The sequence below is a fragment of the Prochlorococcus marinus str. NATL2A genome (assembly GCF_000012465.1).
GTDB classification, from domain to species: Bacteria; Cyanobacteriota; Cyanobacteriia; order PCC-6307; family Cyanobiaceae; genus Prochlorococcus_B; species Prochlorococcus_B marinus_B.
In genome coordinates this window covers 536,866-554,578 of record NC_007335.2, presented here as the reverse complement: position 1 = coordinate 554,578, position 17,713 = coordinate 536,866, and the positions used below count along the sequence as shown (strand labels likewise).

19 protein-coding genes are annotated in these 17,713 nt (G+C 36.9%); 6 read left to right on the top strand and 13 right to left on the bottom strand.

Annotation, left to right across the window (positions count from 1 at the left end):
• Positions 1-2 precede the first annotated feature (2 nt).
• On the bottom strand, positions 3-1,364 hold the full coding sequence (gene gorA / locus PMN2A_RS02950; RefSeq protein WP_011293537.1) for a glutathione-disulfide reductase: 1,362 nt from the start codon (positions 1,362-1,364) through the stop codon (positions 3-5).
• Between the two features lie 41 nt (positions 1,365-1,405).
• Here gorA and PMN2A_RS02945 point away from each other — a divergent pair, with 41 nt between their 5' ends.
• Entirely contained in the window at positions 1,406-2,647 is a 1,242-nt protein-coding gene (locus PMN2A_RS02945; RefSeq protein ID WP_011293536.1) for a glutathione S-transferase, read from the top strand.
• A gap of 36 nt (positions 2,648-2,683) precedes the next feature.
• Here the strand turns inward: PMN2A_RS02945 and dnaA are convergent, their stop codons facing one another.
• Positions 2,684-4,084, bottom strand: a complete 1,401-nt coding sequence (gene dnaA / locus PMN2A_RS02940) for a chromosomal replication initiator protein DnaA (RefSeq protein ID WP_011293535.1) — start codon at positions 4,082-4,084, stop codon at positions 2,684-2,686.
• Positions 4,085-4,307: 223 nt separating this feature from the next.
• Here dnaA and PMN2A_RS02935 point away from each other — a divergent pair, with 223 nt between their 5' ends.
• Both PMN2A_RS02935 and PMN2A_RS02930 read left to right on the top strand, forming a co-directional pair.
• A complete protein-coding gene (locus PMN2A_RS02935; protein ID WP_011294525.1) occupies positions 4,308-5,039 on the top strand; it encodes a TIGR04282 family arsenosugar biosynthesis glycosyltransferase in 732 nt (243 codons plus the stop codon).
• Entirely contained in the window at positions 4,988-5,692 is a 705-nt protein-coding gene (locus PMN2A_RS02930; RefSeq protein WP_011294524.1) for a TIGR04283 family arsenosugar biosynthesis glycosyltransferase, read from the top strand. The genes PMN2A_RS02935 and PMN2A_RS02930 overlap by 52 nt, the downstream gene beginning before the upstream one ends.
• Before the next feature lie 23 nt (positions 5,693-5,715).
• Here PMN2A_RS02930 and PMN2A_RS02925 read toward each other — a convergent pair whose 3' ends face one another.
• The 3 genes from PMN2A_RS02925 to hisG are packed head-to-tail and all read right to left on the bottom strand — an operon-like array spanning position 5,716 to position 8,717.
• Positions 5,716-6,258 carry a GNAT family N-acetyltransferase gene (locus PMN2A_RS02925; protein ID WP_011294523.1) on the bottom strand — a complete coding sequence of 181 codons (543 nt, stop codon included), beginning with the start codon at positions 6,256-6,258 and terminating at the stop codon, positions 5,716-5,718.
• A 13-nt stretch (positions 6,259-6,271) separates the two neighbouring features.
• A complete protein-coding gene (locus PMN2A_RS02920; RefSeq protein WP_011294522.1) occupies positions 6,272-8,068 on the bottom strand; it encodes an ABC transporter ATP-binding protein in 1,797 nt (598 codons plus the stop codon).
• The gene (gene hisG, locus PMN2A_RS02915) at positions 8,055-8,717 is read right to left on the bottom strand and encodes an ATP phosphoribosyltransferase (RefSeq protein ID WP_011294521.1); all 663 of its coding nucleotides are present in this window, start codon (positions 8,715-8,717) and stop codon (positions 8,055-8,057) included. Before hisG ends, PMN2A_RS02920 begins: the two co-directional genes overlap by 14 nt.
• A 50-nt stretch (positions 8,718-8,767) precedes the next feature.
• Between hisG and gloB the strand changes: the two genes are divergently transcribed.
• The 3 genes from gloB (at position 8,768) to PMN2A_RS02900 (ending at position 10,294) form a co-directional block, all read left to right on the top strand.
• Complete coding sequence (gene gloB, locus PMN2A_RS02910) at positions 8,768-9,523, top strand: hydroxyacylglutathione hydrolase (protein WP_041711155.1); 756 nt, start codon at positions 8,768-8,770, stop codon at positions 9,521-9,523.
• Positions 9,524-9,568: 45 nt separating this feature from the next.
• Positions 9,569-9,976 (top strand): RidA family protein, encoded by a 408-nt coding sequence (locus PMN2A_RS02905; protein WP_011294519.1) that lies wholly within the window; start codon positions 9,569-9,571, stop codon positions 9,974-9,976.
• A gap of 87 nt (positions 9,977-10,063) precedes the next feature.
• Positions 10,064-10,294, top strand: a complete 231-nt coding sequence (locus tag PMN2A_RS02900) for a DUF3136 domain-containing protein (RefSeq protein WP_011294518.1) — start codon at positions 10,064-10,066, stop codon at positions 10,292-10,294.
• Here PMN2A_RS02900 and PMN2A_RS02895 read toward each other — a convergent pair.
• From PMN2A_RS02895 to PMN2A_RS02860, 8 genes are all read right to left on the bottom strand, one after another.
• Positions 10,291-10,554, bottom strand: coding sequence for a 4a-hydroxytetrahydrobiopterin dehydratase (locus tag PMN2A_RS02895; protein ID WP_011294517.1), 264 nt, complete (start codon positions 10,552-10,554; stop codon positions 10,291-10,293). The genes PMN2A_RS02900 and PMN2A_RS02895 overlap by 4 nt on opposite strands.
• Before the next feature lie 75 nt (positions 10,555-10,629).
• Positions 10,630-11,178 carry a BMC domain-containing protein gene (locus PMN2A_RS11070; protein ID WP_011294516.1) on the bottom strand — a complete coding sequence of 183 codons (549 nt, stop codon included), beginning with the start codon at positions 11,176-11,178 and terminating at the stop codon, positions 10,630-10,632.
• 44 nt (positions 11,179-11,222) lie between these two features.
• Positions 11,223-11,474: a carboxysome peptide B gene (locus tag PMN2A_RS02885; RefSeq protein ID WP_011294515.1), complete on the bottom strand. Its 252-nt coding sequence runs from the start codon at positions 11,472-11,474 to the stop codon at positions 11,223-11,225.
• On the bottom strand, positions 11,474-11,749 hold the full coding sequence (locus PMN2A_RS02880) for a carboxysome peptide A (RefSeq protein ID WP_011294514.1): 276 nt from the start codon (positions 11,747-11,749) through the stop codon (positions 11,474-11,476). The genes PMN2A_RS02885 and PMN2A_RS02880 overlap by 1 nt, the downstream gene beginning before the upstream one ends.
• On the bottom strand, positions 11,750-13,309 hold the full coding sequence (locus PMN2A_RS02875) for a carboxysome shell carbonic anhydrase (protein ID WP_011294513.1): 1,560 nt from the start codon (positions 13,307-13,309) through the stop codon (positions 11,750-11,752).
• 7 nt (positions 13,310-13,316) lie between these two features.
• Complete coding sequence (gene csoS2 / locus PMN2A_RS02870) at positions 13,317-15,707, bottom strand: carboxysome assembly protein CsoS2 (protein ID WP_011294512.1); 2,391 nt, start codon at positions 15,705-15,707, stop codon at positions 13,317-13,319.
• A gap of 99 nt (positions 15,708-15,806) precedes the next feature.
• Entirely contained in the window at positions 15,807-16,148 is a 342-nt protein-coding gene (locus tag PMN2A_RS02865; RefSeq protein WP_011294511.1) for a ribulose bisphosphate carboxylase small subunit, read from the bottom strand.
• Between the two features lie 100 nt (positions 16,149-16,248).
• On the bottom strand, positions 16,249-17,661 hold the full coding sequence (locus PMN2A_RS02860; RefSeq protein WP_011294510.1) for a form I ribulose bisphosphate carboxylase large subunit: 1,413 nt from the start codon (positions 17,659-17,661) through the stop codon (positions 16,249-16,251).
• Positions 17,662-17,713: the final 52 nt, after the last annotated feature.

Below are 17,713 nucleotides of genomic sequence, written 5' to 3'. Positions count from 1 at the left end.
AATCATCTCATTGTCACGAATTCCTCGGCTATTGTAGGATGCAAGGCCATTGTATTATCAAAGTCAGATTTTTTAGCTCCTAACATTAGAGAGATTGATGCCATCTGAATGATTTCAGATGCATTATCACCAATCATGTGACATCCCAAAACTTTATTATTATTTTTATCAACTATTAGCTTTAAAATACATTTAGAGCCAGTCTTTGGCAATGATTTAGATAAGGGTCTAAATATTGATCTATATACTTTAATGTTATCTTTCCCCATCGACTGGATAGCCTTCTCTTCAGTCATGCCCACAGAAGCTATTTCAGGCTGACTAAATACAGCATAAGGAACAAAATTATAATTAACCTTATGATCTGATTCGCCATAATTTCTATCAGCAAACTTTCTACCCTCATCAATTGCGACAGGTGTCAAGTTAATCCTGTCAGTTACATCTCCAATGGCAAAGATATTAGAAATATTTGTTTTACCTTCACTATCAACTTTAATTTTATTTTCAAGAATTTCTATACCCACTTGTTCTAACTTCAACCCATCTAAAAATGGCTCTCTGCCAGTAGCGAAAAGCAATCCATTCGAGTCAAACTCTTTACCTGCATTTGTTTTTATAATTAAAGATCCAGGAGTTCCTTTTAGTGAAGAAATCTGCTCGCCAAAGCTTATGTTAACTCCTTTGTTTTTCATTGCCTCGGTTAATGCTGAAGAAAGTTCAAAGTCAAACCCTCTTAAAATCCTGTCACCTCTTACTAATTGAGTAACCTCAACACCTAAACCATGCAATATGCATGCAAATTCGCAAGCAATATAGCCTGCACCAACAATTGTAATTTTTTTCGGAAAGCTCTTAAGAAGAAACATATCATCACTGGTCCATCCTAAAGATGCACCTTCGATACTTGGTCTTTTAGGTCTGCCTCCCACTGCAATCAAAATTCTTTCTCCATAAAGTTCATTTAAAGTCTCTCCATTTTTTCGATCTTTTACTTCAACACAATTTGAATTTCTAAACTCACCCCAACCTTTAAAAAGCTCAACATTAGCTTTATTTAAAAAATTCTCGTGTAATTCATTCAGCCTTTGCACTTCCTTCCGAATATTAGCTAATAAAACTTCTGACTTGATCTTTATATTATCAAAATCAAAGCCATAAGATGTTGCAGACAAAAAACTCTCCAAGAGAGAAGAGCCACAAACTAATAATTTTTTAGGAACGCAACCTCTTATTACACACGTTCCTCCGACAAGATCACCCTCAACGATCGCTACAGATGCTCCATAACTTGCTGCTTTCTTTGCAGCAGCTAATCCACCGGATCCTGCACCAATGACAATTAAATCAAAAGAACTTTTCAATTTTGCAACCTAGTATTATTTCCCTATTCTCGTTGAAATAAATGAATCCAACCAGAAATGCAATGAGTTGGGAAGAATTAGCAATATATGCAGCCGATCCAGTTGATCAAATCAATGGGTTAAACAACCCATATTCCTCACTACGTCTTTTTAATAAAAATGAGTCTCAGGCAATTGTTACTCTTTACAGAGACAATCATGCTTGGTGTCCTTATTGCCAAAAAGTTTGGATTTGGTTAGAGCTTAAAAATATTCCTTACCGGATTAAAAAAGTCACAATGCGTTGCTACGGAGAAAAGGAAAGATGGTATTTAAAAAAAGTGCCCTCAGGAATGCTTCCTGCAATAGAAATTGAAAATCATGTAATCACAGAAAGTGATGAGATCCTATTTGTGTTAGAAGAAATTTATGGTCCTTTAGGTCAATCTCTAAATGAGAATAAAGTCTTAGAGCATAGGAGACTTGAAAGAGAACTATTTTCATCATGGTGTAACTGGTTATGTCGCAACTCTCTTTTCCAAGCCCAAGAAGAACAAAAGAAAGAGAATTTCAAAAATGTTGCAAATAAATTTGAAAAAGAACTACAAAAAAATGCTTCAAGGTGGCTAACACCTGTCTCAACAAAGAATGGCGAAAAGCCTGGATCAGCAGACGTAATTTTCATTCCATATGTTGAAAGAATGAATGCCTCATTGGCTTACTACAAAGGATATTCATTGAGAGAAGAGCATCCTATTATAAATATATGGCTTAAAAACCTTGAGAAACTTGAGGAGTATAGAGGGACTCAAGGAGATTTTCATACTCATGCTCATGATTTACCTCCTCAAATGGGAGGTTGCTTTACTTATTCAAATAAAAACCAACAATTATTTGCCCAAGAAATTGATATAGGTGCTGGATTAGGACAATTAGAACTAGTAGATTTCAAAGTTGACCAAAAATCGGAACAACATTTTGAGGCATTAGCTTTAGAAAGAGTGATCAGACATAAAGAAAGGATCGTTTCTGTAAGCCCAATGAAAAATAAATTATTTGATCAGCCATTGAGAGCAGCCTTAACTTCAATGATTTCAAAAAAAGATTGCCGTCCAGAGGAGAATAGTGCCTCTGCATTACGTTACCTCCGAGATAGAATTTCAGTGCCGAGAGATATGCCTTTATTATCAGGGAGATTATTTAGACAAGCTCTTGAACGCACAGCAAATATTGATGGTAGTGATCTAGGCCCTAAAATACCTACACGAAATAGGCTAGATCAAAATCCCATACAGTTTAATTAATAAATATAAAATCTCTCTCACTATCCAATATTAAATTTAACGACGTTTCCGTGAATCGATCTGAAGAAGATCCTTAACTTTTTGAACTTGACTTGCTAATTGTGGCTCACTTGATAATTTTTTTTCTACTTGTTCAATGGCATACATAACTGTTGTATGGTCCTTTCCCCCAAAAGATTCTCCAATACGAGGAAGACTTAAATCTGTCCCATGACGCATTAAATACATGCCTACCTGTCTTGCCTGACTAACAGGCCTACGTCTACTTGGACTACGCATTTCCTCCTCGGTAACTCCAAAGACCTCAGCTACTTTTTCTAGTACTTGCTTAGGCTTAACTTCTACTCCTTGTCCAGTAGGATCAAGCATTGGTGCTACTGATTCCACTGTCATTGGCAACCCAGTTATAGAGGCAAATGCGACAGCACGAGTAAACGCTCCCTCTAACTCTCTTATATTAGAAGTGAATCGTCCAGCAATAAACTGAATCAAATCTCTTGGCAAACGCATTCTTTCATGCTCAGCTTTTTTTTGTAATATTGCCATTCTCGTCTCCAAATCGGGCGCTTGGATATCTGCAATTAGTCCCATTGAGAATCTTGAAATCAATCGTTCTTGTAAACGAGGTATTTGACTTGGAGGCCTATCACTTGTAAGAACAATTTGCCTGCCTGCCTCATGCAAAGCATTAAATGTATGGAAGAATTCTTCCTGAGTATATTCCTTACCTTCTATAAATTGAATATCGTCAACCAAAATCAAATCAGCTTCTCTATATCTATTTCTGAAAGCTTGCATTCCATCTTTTCTGATTGCAACTATTAAATCATTGGTAAAAGTCTCAGTAGAAACATATGCAACCTTTGCTCCTGGATCGATTTCCAACCTGTAATGACCTATAGATTGCATTAGATGTGTTTTACCTAGGCCAACCCCCCCACAAATAAATAATGGATTAAATTCCCGACCAGGGGCCTCGGCTACTGCCATTGCAGCAGCATGAGCCATCCGGCTATTAGGACCAACAACAAATCTATTAAAAACATATCGAAGATTCAAACTCGGTAAAAATTTTTTTATTTGAGTTTGTTTAGATTTAACGTCGTAATTCTCACTAGTGGCAATAGAATTTGCTTCTACATTTGAATAATTCTTTTTCTTATTGCTTTTGTTTGATGAAAATTCTTCCTTAACTTTTATACATACTTTAACTTCATGGCCAAATATCTCTGATGCAATCTCCTCAATTGTTTGAGAGTAATTTTTCCTTAACCAATCACTTGAGAAACTATTTGGAGCAATCAAAGTCAAGCATCCATCTTTGAAATCAAAGAATTCAGCCGGACGTATCCATGTCTCATATGAAGGCTTACTTAAATTCTTTTGCAGTAATTGCTGCACCTTCGTCCATAGCTCATCCCGAGTTGGCACAGGCATTACTTAATGGAATATGAGTGTAGCTAAAAACCTTTATGAGTCATTCTTAAATTTGGGAATCCAGTTGTAAAATTTTTAATACATTATTCTAAAAGCAACTATTGCAATTGATTAGGGAAATAAATGCAAGTGTGAATTTATTTTTTTCAGAACAAAATTTAATCAGATGCAATAAATAGTAACTTAAGCTTCAAAAACATAGAATGGTTTGAGATGAGAAGCTATGAATCTGGCTATCAGTAAAACAAAAAGCACAAAAAAACTTTCTGTGAATAGCAAACCAACTATTGTTTTAATGACGAAATGGCACGCGATATTTAGATGTAAAAGTCGATTAGCAAAGGATATAGGGGCTTTTAAAGCAGCAAAAATCCAAGAGAAACTAACGAATCACACAATTAAAGTTGCCAAAGAGATTCAAAAAAAAGGTCTTGCAGAAATAAAAGTTGCAATCGATGGAATTGGGATTAAAGCCGCAAAAAAATGGGCCGTATTAAATAAAATCAAAACGGTTGAGATTCAAGGCCCTGGCAATCTAGGAACAAAAATGAAAAGACAGTTTTCAAAGACTCATTCGGAAAAAAATCTTTCTCACCAAATTCAAAATCCTATCTTAATTATTGGCAGTGATTTACCATCAATTTCACATTTTGAATTAATTCAAGCTATTCAAATACTTAATCATAAAGAAATGGTTTTAGGACCTTCAAATGATGGAGGATATTGGCTTATAGGTCTATCAAATAAACTTTTAAATCCTTTATGTGCCTGGCCATTTTCTGGTATCAGTTGGGGAAGCGATAAAGTCCTAAAAGAAACAATTCGATTAGCATCCTTCAATCAAATCGATTATCAACTACTTCAAACTAAAAATGATCTGGATAATATTATGGATTTGTCACCATGGCTAGATCACAAAAAATTCCTGCTCTCAGCATCATCATACCAACTTTAAATGAAGCGGATCACCTCCCTCTTCTTCTTGCTGATTTAAATGAATGGCCATATAATTTTGAATTAATCATAGTTGATGGAGGAAGTATAGATTTAACTATTTCGATTGCACAAATACAAGGAATAGATGTTATTAAAAGCAGTAAAAAGAATAGAGGCTATCAATTAAAAAAAGGTGCATCAAATGCAAGAGGAGATTGGCTTTTATTTCTACATGCCGATAGTAGACTAAGACCCACTTGGTTTAAAAATTTATCTCAAATAATACAAAATAAAAAGTCAGAAAATTTTGCATGGTATTTTGACTTTAAAATCAAAAAACATAATTTAGAATTCAGATTTTTAGAAATAGCAGTAGCACTAAGAAGTTATTTCTTACAACATCCTTATGGAGATCAAGGCCTACTAATACATAAAGATCTCTATTCTAATACAGGAGGGTATTCTTCCTTGAAAATAATGGAAGATATCGACTTGATAACAAGAATTACTAAAAAGACTAAAGTAAAGCGTATTAGAGAAAATATATATACAGATGATATAAAGTGGACAAATTCAAATATAATAAAACGTGCAATTAAAAATGCTAAATTAAGAAATAAGTGGCGTCAGGGTTTTGACATAGATTATCTTTCAAAAGAATATAATTCATGATTTTCTAATCCCTATCTAACCAATCAGTTTGAATACCAAAATGCACATTTATTACCTTTTGGCTCTAAAGTCCATCCTTGCCTTTTATAAAAAGTAATAACATCAGAATCAGCAAATAAAGTTACTCTACTAATACCTTCTCTTTTTAAACTCTTCATTAAATATTCCATTAGTTGCTTTCCTAATCCATAACCTTGATAAACAGGGTTTATAGCCACATCCCAGATTGTTGCGTCAATAATTCCGTCACCTGTACATCTTGCAAATCCAATCAACTTTGGAAATTTAGGATCATGCTGCCATAGACCAACCTTAATTAAACTATTATCAAGTGCACGTTTTACTCTTCTAAGAGGCCTTCTTCCCCAACCTACTGCTTGAAGAAGTTGCTCAAGTTCAATTAAATCAAAAGACTTTGAATGACTAAATACAAAGAGAGATGAATTAGTTTGGTTAAAATATTGAAAAGCTTGTTTTCCGTATATATTTTTCAAAGTTTCATCAGAAAGAAGTTTTTCATTTTTCCATCCTGACATTCCAATTTTTGTTGATCCTAAATTAATCATAAATTAATCCTAATTAGATAGTTGCGAGACCTTTTTCTTGCAATTCAGAAAGTTGCGAATAAAGTCCACCTAAAGCCCTCAATTCTTCATGGGTACCTTCTTCAATAAGACTTCCTTTTCTCATTACTAAGATTCGATCAGAAGCTTCTATTGTTGCCAATCTATGAGCAATCACAAGTGCTGTCCTTTTTTCTAATAATCTATCAAGATCTCTTTGTAAAGTTGCCTCAGTAGATGGATCCATAAAAGCAGTTGCTTCATCCATGATTAATATTTTTGGATCTCTTATTGCAACTCTTGCTATAGACAAAAGCTGTCTCTCACCTGAAGAAAGATTTCCTCCTCTTTCTCGAATATAAGTATCTAAACCATTTGGCAACTTTCTCAATAAATTATCAAGACCTAAGTCACTACATACATCTTTTAAGCGTTGATTATCTATTGAAGAATCTAAACGTAGATTATCTGCAACATTTCCGCTAAAAAGGAAAGTATCTTGAAGAACAACTCCAAGTTGTTTCCTCAATGAATCGATAGGGATACTTTTAATATTTTGACCATCTATATATATGTTTCCCTTCTGAGGTTCATAAAGTCTACATAATAACCTAATTAAAGTAGTCTTCCCAGAACCAGTTGGACCTACAAGAGCAACATGCTCGCCTGGTTTAATTTTGAAACTTAGATCATTTATTATTGGTTCATCTTCTCTATAAAAAAAACTTACATTTTCAAATAAAACTTCACCAAGAACAGTCTTATTTGAATTTAATGATTCTTTATTTTCAGCTTTGTGGTTAATATGATCATAAATCTCAATTTTCTTCTCAAGCAATTCACCTATTCTCTCAACTGCTGTTAACCCTCCCTGTATTTGTGTAAATCTTTCTGCTAACTGTCTTAAAGGTTCAAATAGTCTTTGTGAATAAAGAATAAATGTCGTTAAAGTTCCTAATCCCATCGCCCCTGCTGTAACCATATAACCTCCCAGAGAAATAACTAAGGCCACTGCAGCTAATGAGACCCATTCAATAAACGCAGAAATGCTACTATCGTAAAAGATTATACCGTTTACTGCATTTTTATAATTAGTTCCAGTTTTGAAAAAGTTTTGACCATTTAATGATTGTCTTCTAAACATTTGAACAACTTCTAAGCCTTGCAGATTTTCCTGGAAATTTGCATTTAATTGGGAAAGTTCTTCTCTAACTTTATAATTTTGTTTTCGATAACGTTTTTGAAGCCAGAGTATAAATAACGTAACAGGTATTTGAACAATCAAAAGGAGAAGACCTAACCTCCATTCTATTAAAATCATTGTTATTGATATAACGATAAGACTTACAAAGTCAGCCAAAACACCAACAGCTCCACTACCAAACACTTCTGACAATGCATCAACATCACTAGTTAATCTTGTAAGTAATTTACCAACAGGCATTTTGTCGTGAAAACGCAAAGATAATGACATGGAATGAGCAAATAAATCATTCCTAATACGTGCCGTCAATCTCTGGCCTACAGACTGAATATTGTATGACTGAAATCCCTGTAATCCAAGCCTAAGTAATACTGTTATGAATAATATTCCTATTATAAAATTAATAGTTAATTCCTTAGGCAAATTATTAAAAAAAGCTATTGTATCTTCTCCTCTTAAGACAGAAATAGCTTGCCCTACAAGCAGTGGTTGGATCGAACCAGCTAATGCAACAGGTATTAATATTAAAAGTATGAGAATTAAACGTTTTTTTTCTCTTTTTAAATACTTTCCAAGTTTCTTAATTCTTCGAAAATCATTTTTTGCCATCAGAAAGGAGGTTTGTCTGAGATTGGATTTGAATTGAATCAATAATTTCTTGAAGTGGCCCTTTATCAAGTCTCAGGGATAGTGGATGACCGACAAGCCGAGCACTTGATTTAAAAAGTTCTTCAATTTCTACAAGACCATTATCTCTAAGAGTACGACCAGTTGCGACTAAATCAACGATTGCTTCAGCCATACCCGTTATGGGACCCAGTTCAACAGATCCACTCAAATGTACCAATTGAACGGGCAAATCAATTTGATCAAAAAAATGCTTTGCGCAGTTAGTGAATTTACTTGCCACGCGACAGTTTGGTGGCAGATCAGAAGCACTCAAATAACCACTGCTGGATTTAACTGCAACCGACATATGACACTCTCCAAATCCAAGGTCAACTAAATTAGACACTTGCAATTTTTGCTCTTGTAATACATCAAAACCCACTATTCCTAGTTGCGCCTGACCATAAGATACGTAAACAGGAACATCGCTATTCCTCACCAAAAGAGCTTTAGCACGGCCACAAGCTGACGGAACCATTAATTGCCGATTGCTATCGTCTAAAACAGCAGAGAAATCAAGTCCAACGTCAGAAAACATTGAGACTGATTCTTGCAATAAGGCACCTTTAGCTAATGCAACAGTAAACATGTCAAAAACCCTTGAAATGGACTCTAATTACTCCATTACCTAAAGAAACAATGTTAGGGAAAAAAAGCGACTTCACTATTCACCCAATTAATGTCTTACAGGACAATATCGTATGGGTATGGGTCCACAATTGCAATGCAGTGGTAGTAGATCCCTCCATATCAGGCCCAGTAGAAAAATGGCTTTTAGAAAAGAACCTATCATTAAAAGCTATCCTTCAAACACATCATCATGATGACCATATTGGTGGAACACAAAAGTTAATCAAAACATGGCCAGAGGCAAAGGTAGTTGCATCAAAAAAAGAACATAAAAGAATACCTTTTCAAACATTTTCGGTTGACGATAATGATATTTTTAATTTAATGGATGCTGAGATTAAAGTTATCGAAGTGCATGGTCACACTGACAACCATATAGCTTTTTACATATCAAAACAAAATGCTAAATGTAATATACTATTCCCAGGAGATACGCTATTTGGAGGGGGTTGTGGTCGTCTACTAGAAGGTAGTCCTGTTCAAATGTTTGAAAGTTTATATAAACTTAATTCTCTTCCAGAAAACACTGAAATATACCCAGCTCATGAATACACAGAAAGCAACTTAAAATGGGCCCTATCATTAGAGCCTGGAAATATTTCTATCATCGAAAGACTAAAGCTTATTCAAAAAAAACTTCAAAAGGGAATGTCTAGTCTCCCATCAACACTCTCAGAAGAAAGAAAAACAAATTTATTTTTAATAGCAGAAAATGTCGAGAAATTTACAATGCTAAGGAAACACAAAGATAGATGGAAATGTTAAATTCTAATTTGTGTATCAAATCTATTCATTAAAGTCTAATCATTCATGAAAAGTTCATCGATTGAGGCCATAGAAACAAAATTTGCGCCTAAGCCCGTTGGTCCCTACAACCAAGCTATTTTGGTTGAAAACTACTTATATTGCTCAGGACAAATTGCTTTAGACCCTTCAACTGGTGTAATGGTCGGGAATGGAAATATAGAAGAAGAAACTAGACAAGTTCTAAAAAATTTAATGGCTGTAGTTGAAGCCGCTGGAGGAAAAAGTTCAGCTGTAATAAGAACAACCATCTACTTAACGGATTTAAATGATTTCGCAAAAGTAAATGAAATTTATGCAGAAACTTTCAACAAAACAGTAAGTCCCGCAAGAGCATGCGTTGAAGTATCAAAGCTTCCTAAAGGAGGAAAGATTGAGATAGATTGCATCGCTTGGTTAGAAAACAAAAAGTAAAAAACAACATTATGACTAAATCGAGCCTTGCCACTTTGCTAAGTGGCCCCATTATTGACTAAGTTAATTATTGATTAGCAATACACAATGTCCACTGCCAAGTTGACCATTGGCGAATTAGAAGCAGGATACCCTCTTTATTGCAAAGCACTTAGGAGGCTTTTGCAACAAGGACGTACCGCTGATCAGATTCAAAGAACTGTTTGCTGGAGCCACTTAGAGACTCTAAATCGCTGCTTACCAGGAAGATATAAAACCCCCTCCTACTTGATGGCATTAATCAAAAGAGACCTAGAACAACCAAAAGAAGAAGATTAATTTTCTTCTTGTTTATTTAAAAAATCTATTTCACTTGCGAAATCATGATCATCATTTGATATTTCCTCTTTTACATTATTTTCTTCAGGCCTGATGGTTATATTTGCATAAGTCTTGCCAAAACTTATATCGGGGAAGCGATTAACCTTCTCGCAATATTCTCCTAGTGCATCAAGAAAATCTCTATTTTTTTCATAAGATTGAAATTCGAATCTTTTTTCTAGACACTCTGGTCTTTTTTTTTGCCTCCACCCTTCCATGAAAAAACCTTCTCTCTTATAAAAACTACTACATCGTGAATTGATTGAAGAAATAATTTATAAATCAAAAACTACTTAACTTCTCCTTTTTGCTCCACTTCCTCTCAATGCTGGCTCAATCTCGCCATGAGGTCGGGCAATGATATGTGCAGCTACTAATCCATCTCCAACGCGCTCACAGGCATCAGCACCTGCTCTTACTGAAGCATTTACAGCACCAGTCTCACCACGAACCATTACTGTTACATATCCTCCACCAACGAGTTCTTTAACGATCAAATTAACTTCAGCAGCCTTAGTCATTGCATCTGCTGCTTCTATTGCTGGTACAAGACCACGAGTTTCAATCATTCCTAGAGCTATTCCAAAATTTGACTTAGTTTCAAAAGCTTTGTTTTGTCCAATTCGGGCATTAAATGAGCCCCCACCCCCGGAAGCATTGGATAGATTTTTAGCACTAGGAATGCTTTTAGTATTAGATGCTTTTTCAGCTGAGGAAGACTGTATCCTTGAAGAGTTTTTTGATTTAGTGGTTGAATTCAAAGGAGTAACATCAACAACCTGATCTTTAGGCTTAATAGTTTTATTACTACTTTTTGGTCGACGATTTGAAGAGTTAGTCATAGTTAGGAATTTATAAAATCAAGTTTTATTGAATAGCAGTCAGGCTAATCATCAGGATTCCAATGATCAATAATCCCACCAATAGTTAAATCAGTTTGAACATTAGGGTCTGGGCACCCCCACCTCGCAGCGGTTCCTGTTGCAGTAAAAACCCAATTACCTTCTCGTGCACCGACAGGGTCAACAGCCACAAGTCTTTTACCTTTGTTATTACACAATATTCTTAAATGCATATGTCCTAACCCTTCCACTCTTTGTGTACAAACCAAGCGTCCCATAACTTGCATTATCTCCATTACTTTGCTCCTCCTGATATCTGTTGCTGTGTCTCTGGATCCCAATGGTCAATAATTCCAACAATAGTTAAATCACTTGGATAAGACTTGCTTCCAGCAGCTTCGCGAGCGGCAGAACTTCCTACACATATAACCCAATCATCTGGTTTACATCCAACAGCATCAACAGCAACTTTTTTTGAGCTGCCGTCCAATACAACCTGTAAATGCTTATGTTCAAAGCCTGGAATACGATTGGTTGAGACAAGTGGTTTGAGAACTTTACAAATGAGCATTTAGTGAGCCTCCTGAGTGACTGGATCGAGGGAAGAGCCTACAACTTCTGCAGGAGCCTTTTTATCTCGATCTCGAATAGTAAGAAATGTGTGAAGTGAACCATTATCTATTAAATCTCGATAACGAGACTTAATAGCCTCATTAATTCTATGACAATCAGATAATGCTCTATTCCTTGCATGAGGGACACTACCTGAATAATCAAAGCGAATAACAATAGGGATTGGTAAACTCCTAGAGATATTGAGACCTGTAAAAATTTTCACTCCGACATCTAGATCAGGAGCTCCTTGTTCAACAGTCTCCAAATGAGCAAAATAAGTAAGATTCCTTAAGTGAACTTCTTTAAAACCAATACCTACACCAATAAACCTCTCAGCATGACCTGCATCTTGGTAGCTTCCGGAATGAAAATTCTTAACATAATCAATTTGAGAAATATTATTTGAAATGAGTCTGGTAATAAACATAACCATATTTGGATCTGTTTCTCCAGGGCAAACCCTTTTGATGTTTTCTTGAATTTTTTGAAGAGCCTCTTCAGCTTTTAGAAATTGAGTCTCTTTGTATATTTCATTTGCACAAACCCATGATTTCAAATCAACTTCATTAGTTTTCGAAGGTGTATGAACTCTTATTGCATCTGTATCCGTATCAATACCAATTAAAAGCAAATCAACAGAGGCACCACAACAAAAACTATTTTCGACTGCTTCCCTAAAATCTAATAATCGCTGTAGGCCTTCTGATGCTGCTAATTCATCATTACTACCATGAGCAGCACATCCTTGGTGTGTAGGATCAACAGAACTAAAATGATAGATTACTGATTTTAAATATCTTGTTGGCTCAGTTGCAGAATTCGGAGTTGACTCTCTATATCTACTATGTTCGGTTTTAATCCAACGATTAACTGTTTTTTCAATATCAAATAGTGCACCTGCATGAGAACGCCTCCTAACAGAGCTAAAAGGTATACGTAATGCATAAGAAATAGCATGAGCTAATCGACCATCTGCACAAGGAGTTATATCTAAAAGATGAAACCCACATTGATAGAGAAATGACTGAAAAGATTTAGCATATTGACTATTTTCAGATCCCTCTATTGGATCTGAATTAAAAAATTCATTACTCGTTAATTGGTGTGACTGAAAAACACACCATGCAAACAAGGCACTTATGTCTATACTTCCAACCCACGCCTTTTCAAGTATATGCAATGGCAACTCATAACCTAATTCTGATCGACATAAATTTTGAGCTCTTTCTACAAAATTCAAATCATTTTGAAGACTAGATACTCTTTTTAAAAGAGGAACAATATTGTCAAATCGACCTTTAACCTTATTTTCGTATTGATTTAACTTCTGGTTTTCCTGAGAATTGGTTAAGGGATGATCAGTAGAAAAAGAGCTAATAGTTTTTATTTCATCGGAGAAAGAATTAGTAGTTTTAATAACTTCAGAATTCAAATTCTTTGTCTCTAGGTCGATAAACCTCTTCATAGGAGCTGTAGGCCCACGACGAGATTTCTTGGCCAAATTACGATAGGCCATTGACTATTTAACCTCTTGCTCCACCAGAGAAAGTAACCAATTGGCCATCCCTTGTATTGCCACTAGAACCAGTGATCAGGAAGTCTGGTTCGGGAACCTCTTGGTTTCTTTTTAATTCAGCTGCATTCATTGCACTCATTGGTCCTGGACGAGAAGGATTTCTACGCTTAGCAGATGCCCCTTCTGTTCCAGTGACATGCTCTCCTCTAGCCCAATCATCACCAGTTATATTCAATCCTGCGGATTGTCCTTCTCCTGTTATTTGTGAGGTTGGGCGTTGCTTAGATTCTTCATTAACTATTTGATCAACTTTATTATTTGTAGAGTTTGATGGTTTTCTGTCAAAGCGAAATTGTTCAGTACCTGTCACTTTGTTTGCAGCCATGTCGAATGGACCAGTAATTCTTGAACTATCTTCGTAACTCGTACCGGTGACACCTGCATTAATTTCATTTTGAATGTGTGCTTGCCTTGCAGGAGATTTCACACTGAAACTTGTCCATGCAGCTGCTTTTTCAGTAGTTTCCTGATGAGCATAACCTTCGGGAGAAGTTGAAATACCACAATTGTCTGCTAGTTGATCGCCTCCTACATAAGGAGTTCCAGTTAAAGGCTCACAAGCGCCTTTATGAGCACCTGTCATTTTTCCGCCTATACCTGGCTGCTGACCAGTCAATCTTGCTCCAGGAGTACCAGTTTTCCTAGGAGTTCTAGCCTCTACCTCAGATGATGCAGAATTGTCACACCATTGATTTGCCTGATCTAATCCTGCATAGGGAGTACCTGTTACTGCTTTACATGTACCAGGTTCATCTCCTGTTACGAGATGCGATCTACCTGTCATAGTTCCACTAACTGATTGAGTTTTATTGGTAATACTTAGACCAACTTTTGCTGGATCAGGAGCAGGCTTGCTTCCACAAAAAGAATCAAATTGCCCAGCACCCACATACTCATCTCCAGTCACGTTCTTACAACTACCAGCCTCATTACCTGTAACGTTCTCTCTTCTAGAGACATCGGTACCAGTTACTCCGTTCCCGCGAATTGTCGTTAGTGAGCCAACCTTTTCTGCTGGTCTACCAGAAGGTAGTGGATCAGATCCTAAATACTGATCGCCAGTTAAACCTTTATTTGATCCGGCTTCATTTCCAGTAACTAAAGCGGACCTTCCTGTCATTGTTCCACTGACTTTTTGACCATCAATAGTCTGGCTATAGCCAATTTTTGAGGGTGAAGGGTTAACGCCTCCGCAATAATTATTAGATTGATTCGCAGAAATATATTCAGTCCCAGTAAGGTTTTTACAAGTTCCTGGTTCGTCACCCGTAACCTTCTCTGATCTACCAACCTCGTTACCAGTTACAAGATTTCCATGACTAGTACTTGTAACTGCAACTTTTGCAGGCTGACTTATCTGGGTATTTGATCCATTACAGAAAGAATCAATAACTTCTGAACCTAAATACTGAGTACCAGTTATTGAACGGCATGTACTTGCCTCATTACCAGTAGTTTTCAAAGATCTATTCGCCTGAGTACCGGTAACAATTTGTCCAGTAGACGTCTCACTTATACCAACTTTCCAATGAGCATCAGGGACACTAGCATTTTGCTTCGCTCCATTCTTATTTGGACCACATGGACGAGTTACTGATGTGCGTTTTGATCCAGTGGCACCTGTTTTACTTTTAAGTTCTCTAACTCGTTGAGCTATTTCCTTAGTCGTTAAATCTGGATTACCTTGTCGAGCAACTGATGCAGCTGTAGTTGGTTGTTTCCCTGCAGACTTACCATGTTTTGACAAGGCTTCTCTCCGAGCCAAAACAAAAGCTCTACTTGAATTCGTAATTGCTTTTCTTTTTACAGTTGAACGGTGATCAGTAGTTCTCTTATTCAATTTCAAACTGATCTCTGGTTTTTGGGTTGTATTACTAGTCTCTTCTAAAGCTTTTTGCTCACATTCTGGACAACAATGTTCGGCATTTTTTGCGTCATAAGAAGGAGCACTCTGAACCTTTTTCCTTTCAAGCTCAACACGAGTTATATCTTTAGTATTATCTGCAGATTTACCTCTACGTGACAATGCTTCTCTTCTTGCAATAACAAGCTGACGACTTGGTTGCGCTACGGAACTTCTATATGATCTTGAACTACTTGCGCTCCCAGAGGTACTTAATTGAAAACTACTAGTACTTGATTGAGAGGAAGAATTATTTGCACTAGCAATAGATTTATTGGGTTTCACAAAACCAGAGTTTGTCCTAGTAGCTCTTGCATCAGCAGAAGAACGGACTCTATTAGCTGTAGAGCCGCCTTTAATAGATGCATTTTTGCCTCCTTGACTAAGAGCCTGGCGGCGTTCAAGAACTAATTGTCGACTTGTTTGTTTTGCCATATCAACCCAATGGAGAGGTTACAAAAAATAATTTTTAATTCTCTAAAGAATTATTAGCCCCAAAGATGTTTCGGGGCTAATTAATAAAAGACTACTAATCTAGCGGCCTTGGAAAACTACAAAGCAAGTACCTTGACTTTGTGTATACGCGTCATATCCAACGATACGAACGTGATGGTCAGGATATGCTCTATGGCAAGCTTCTAACTCGCTAACAACCAAATTTAAATCTTTCTCGCCAAAGAAAGGTAACTTCCAATAAGACCAATAAGTCTGCATTGAACCACTTGGCTGAACATGCTCAATAACCGGGCTCCAACCCTGAGCAATGATATAAGCGATTTGATCGTAGATTTCGTCCTGGGTCATCGGCGGTAAGAAGCCGAATGTTTCCAGGGTGGCGACTGTTTGATAGTCACCTACTGTGCTCTGGAAAGGCATGGTGAACTTAAGTTAGTGAATGAGTGAAAGTCGATTTAGTTATCGACTAGTGAATTTAAGAAAGTTAGAGGCAACTTATAATGTCACCTCTATATCTTTTCTACTGAACGTCGAGTTTATCGACTGTATCGAATTCGAACTTAATCTCCTTCCATGTCTCAAGAGCAATTGCCAACTCAGGGCTATGCTTTGCGGCTTCTAGAAGGATATCGCGACTTTCTTTTTCGATTTCTCTGCCTGCATTACGCGCTTTCACACATGCCTCTAGAGCTACTCGGTTAGCGGCCGCACCAGCAGCTGATCCCCAAGGGTGTCCATGGGTACCACCTCCAAATTGGAGACATGAATCATCTCCAAAGATTGCAAGCAATGCTGGCATATGCCAAACATGAATACCACCAGATGCCACAGCAAATACACCAGGCATAGAACCCCAATCTTGATCAAAGAAGTTACCGCGAGTACGGTCTTCAGGAACAAAGGATTCACGTAGGTTATCGATATAACCAAGAGTTGTTTGACGATCTCCTTCTAGTTTTCCAACAACTGTTCCGGTATGAAGTTGATCTCCGCCAGATAGACGCAAACACTTAGCAAGAACTCTGAAGTGGATACCATGCTGAGGATGACGGTCGATAACCGCATGCATAGCACGGTGAATATGAAGAAGCATGCCATTTTCACGGCACCAATTAGCAAGACCTGTATTAGCAGTAAAACCACCAGTTATGTAGTCATGCATGATGATTGGCATGTCAAGTTCTTTAGCGAACTCAGCACGCTTATACATCTCTTCAGGAGTAGTTGCTGTGCAATTCAGGTAGTGACCTTTAACTTCACCAGTTTCCTGTTGAGCTAGCTTTACCGCTTCAGCAACAAATTCAAAACGCTCTCTCCAACGCTGGAATGGCTGAGAATTGATATTCTCATCATCTTTAGTTAGATCAAGACCACCACGAAGGCATTCGTAAACAACACGACCGTAGTTTTTACCAGAAAGACCAAGTTTTGGCTTAATAGTACAACCAAGTAATGGACGACCGTATTTATTAAGACGATCACGTTCAACTACTATTCCACTAGGTGGTCCGCCGCAGGTTTTGATAAATGCCATTGGGAAGCGAATATCTTCAAGTCGAAGATGACGCAAAGCTTTAAAACCAAAGACGTTTCCAACAAGTGATGTCAAAACGTTAGTTATAGATCCTTCTTCAAAAAGATCTAAGGGATAAGCAATAAATGCATAGAAGGCATCCTTGTCACCAGGGACATCTTCAATGCGGTAACAGCGGCCTTTGTAGAATTCAAGATCTACAAGTAATTCTGACCAAACTGTTGACCATGTACCTGTAGATGATTCAGCCGCAACAGCTGCTGCAACTTCTTCTTTAGGTACACCTTCCTGACCTGTGCATTTAAAACATGCAAGTAGATCAGTATCTAGGGGGACGTAATCAGGAGTGAAGTAAGTATCTCTATACTCCTTAACTCCAGCATCATACTTTTTAGCCATTGATAGCTCCGGTTAATTAGTTAGAAGGTTGAAAATTTGAAAAGTCCTCTCC

Bases quoted from the DNA above. Each gene is read 5' to 3' on its own strand.
- PMN2A_RS02900 (WP_011294518.1), top strand. From the start codon at position 10,064: ATGTCCACTGCCAAGTTGACCATTGGCGAATTAGAAGCAGGATACCCT.
- hisG (WP_011294521.1), bottom strand. From the start codon at position 8,717: ATGTTTACTGTTGCATTAGCTAAAGGTGCCTTATTGCAAGAATCAGTC.
- PMN2A_RS02920 (WP_011294522.1), bottom strand. From the start codon at position 8,068: ATGGCAAAAAATGATTTTCGAAGAATTAAGAAACTTGGAAAGTATTTA.
- PMN2A_RS11070 (WP_011294516.1), bottom strand. From the start codon at position 11,178: ATGACTAACTCTTCAAATCGTCGACCAAAAAGTAGTAATAAAACTATT.
- PMN2A_RS02895 (WP_011294517.1), bottom strand. From the start codon at position 10,554: ATGGAAGGGTGGAGGCAAAAAAAAAGACCAGAGTGTCTAGAAAAAAGA.
- PMN2A_RS02905 (WP_011294519.1), top strand. From the start codon at position 9,569: ATGAAAAGTTCATCGATTGAGGCCATAGAAACAAAATTTGCGCCTAAG.
- csoS2 (WP_011294512.1), bottom strand. From the start codon at position 15,707: ATGGCAAAACAAACAAGTCGACAATTAGTTCTTGAACGCCGCCAGGCT.
- PMN2A_RS02930 (WP_011294524.1), top strand. From the start codon at position 4,988: ATGGCTAGATCACAAAAAATTCCTGCTCTCAGCATCATCATACCAACT.
- PMN2A_RS02885 (WP_011294515.1), bottom strand. From the start codon at position 11,474: ATGGAGATAATGCAAGTTATGGGACGCTTGGTTTGTACACAAAGAGTG.
- PMN2A_RS02875 (WP_011294513.1), bottom strand. From the start codon at position 13,309: ATGGCCTATCGTAATTTGGCCAAGAAATCTCGTCGTGGGCCTACAGCT.
- dnaA (WP_011293535.1), bottom strand. From the start codon at position 4,084: ATGCCTGTGCCAACTCGGGATGAGCTATGGACGAAGGTGCAGCAATTA.
- PMN2A_RS02860 (WP_011294510.1), bottom strand. From the start codon at position 17,661: ATGGCTAAAAAGTATGATGCTGGAGTTAAGGAGTATAGAGATACTTAC.
- PMN2A_RS02865 (WP_011294511.1), bottom strand. From the start codon at position 16,148: ATGCCTTTCCAGAGCACAGTAGGTGACTATCAAACAGTCGCCACCCTG.
- PMN2A_RS02935 (WP_011294525.1), top strand. From the start codon at position 4,308: ATGAATCTGGCTATCAGTAAAACAAAAAGCACAAAAAAACTTTCTGTG.
- PMN2A_RS02925 (WP_011294523.1), bottom strand. From the start codon at position 6,258: ATGATTAATTTAGGATCAACAAAAATTGGAATGTCAGGATGGAAAAAT.
- PMN2A_RS02945 (WP_011293536.1), top strand. From the start codon at position 1,406: ATGAATCCAACCAGAAATGCAATGAGTTGGGAAGAATTAGCAATATAT.
- gloB (WP_041711155.1), top strand. From the start codon at position 8,768: ATGTTAGGGAAAAAAAGCGACTTCACTATTCACCCAATTAATGTCTTA.
- PMN2A_RS02880 (WP_011294514.1), bottom strand. From the start codon at position 11,749: ATGCTCATTTGTAAAGTTCTCAAACCACTTGTCTCAACCAATCGTATT.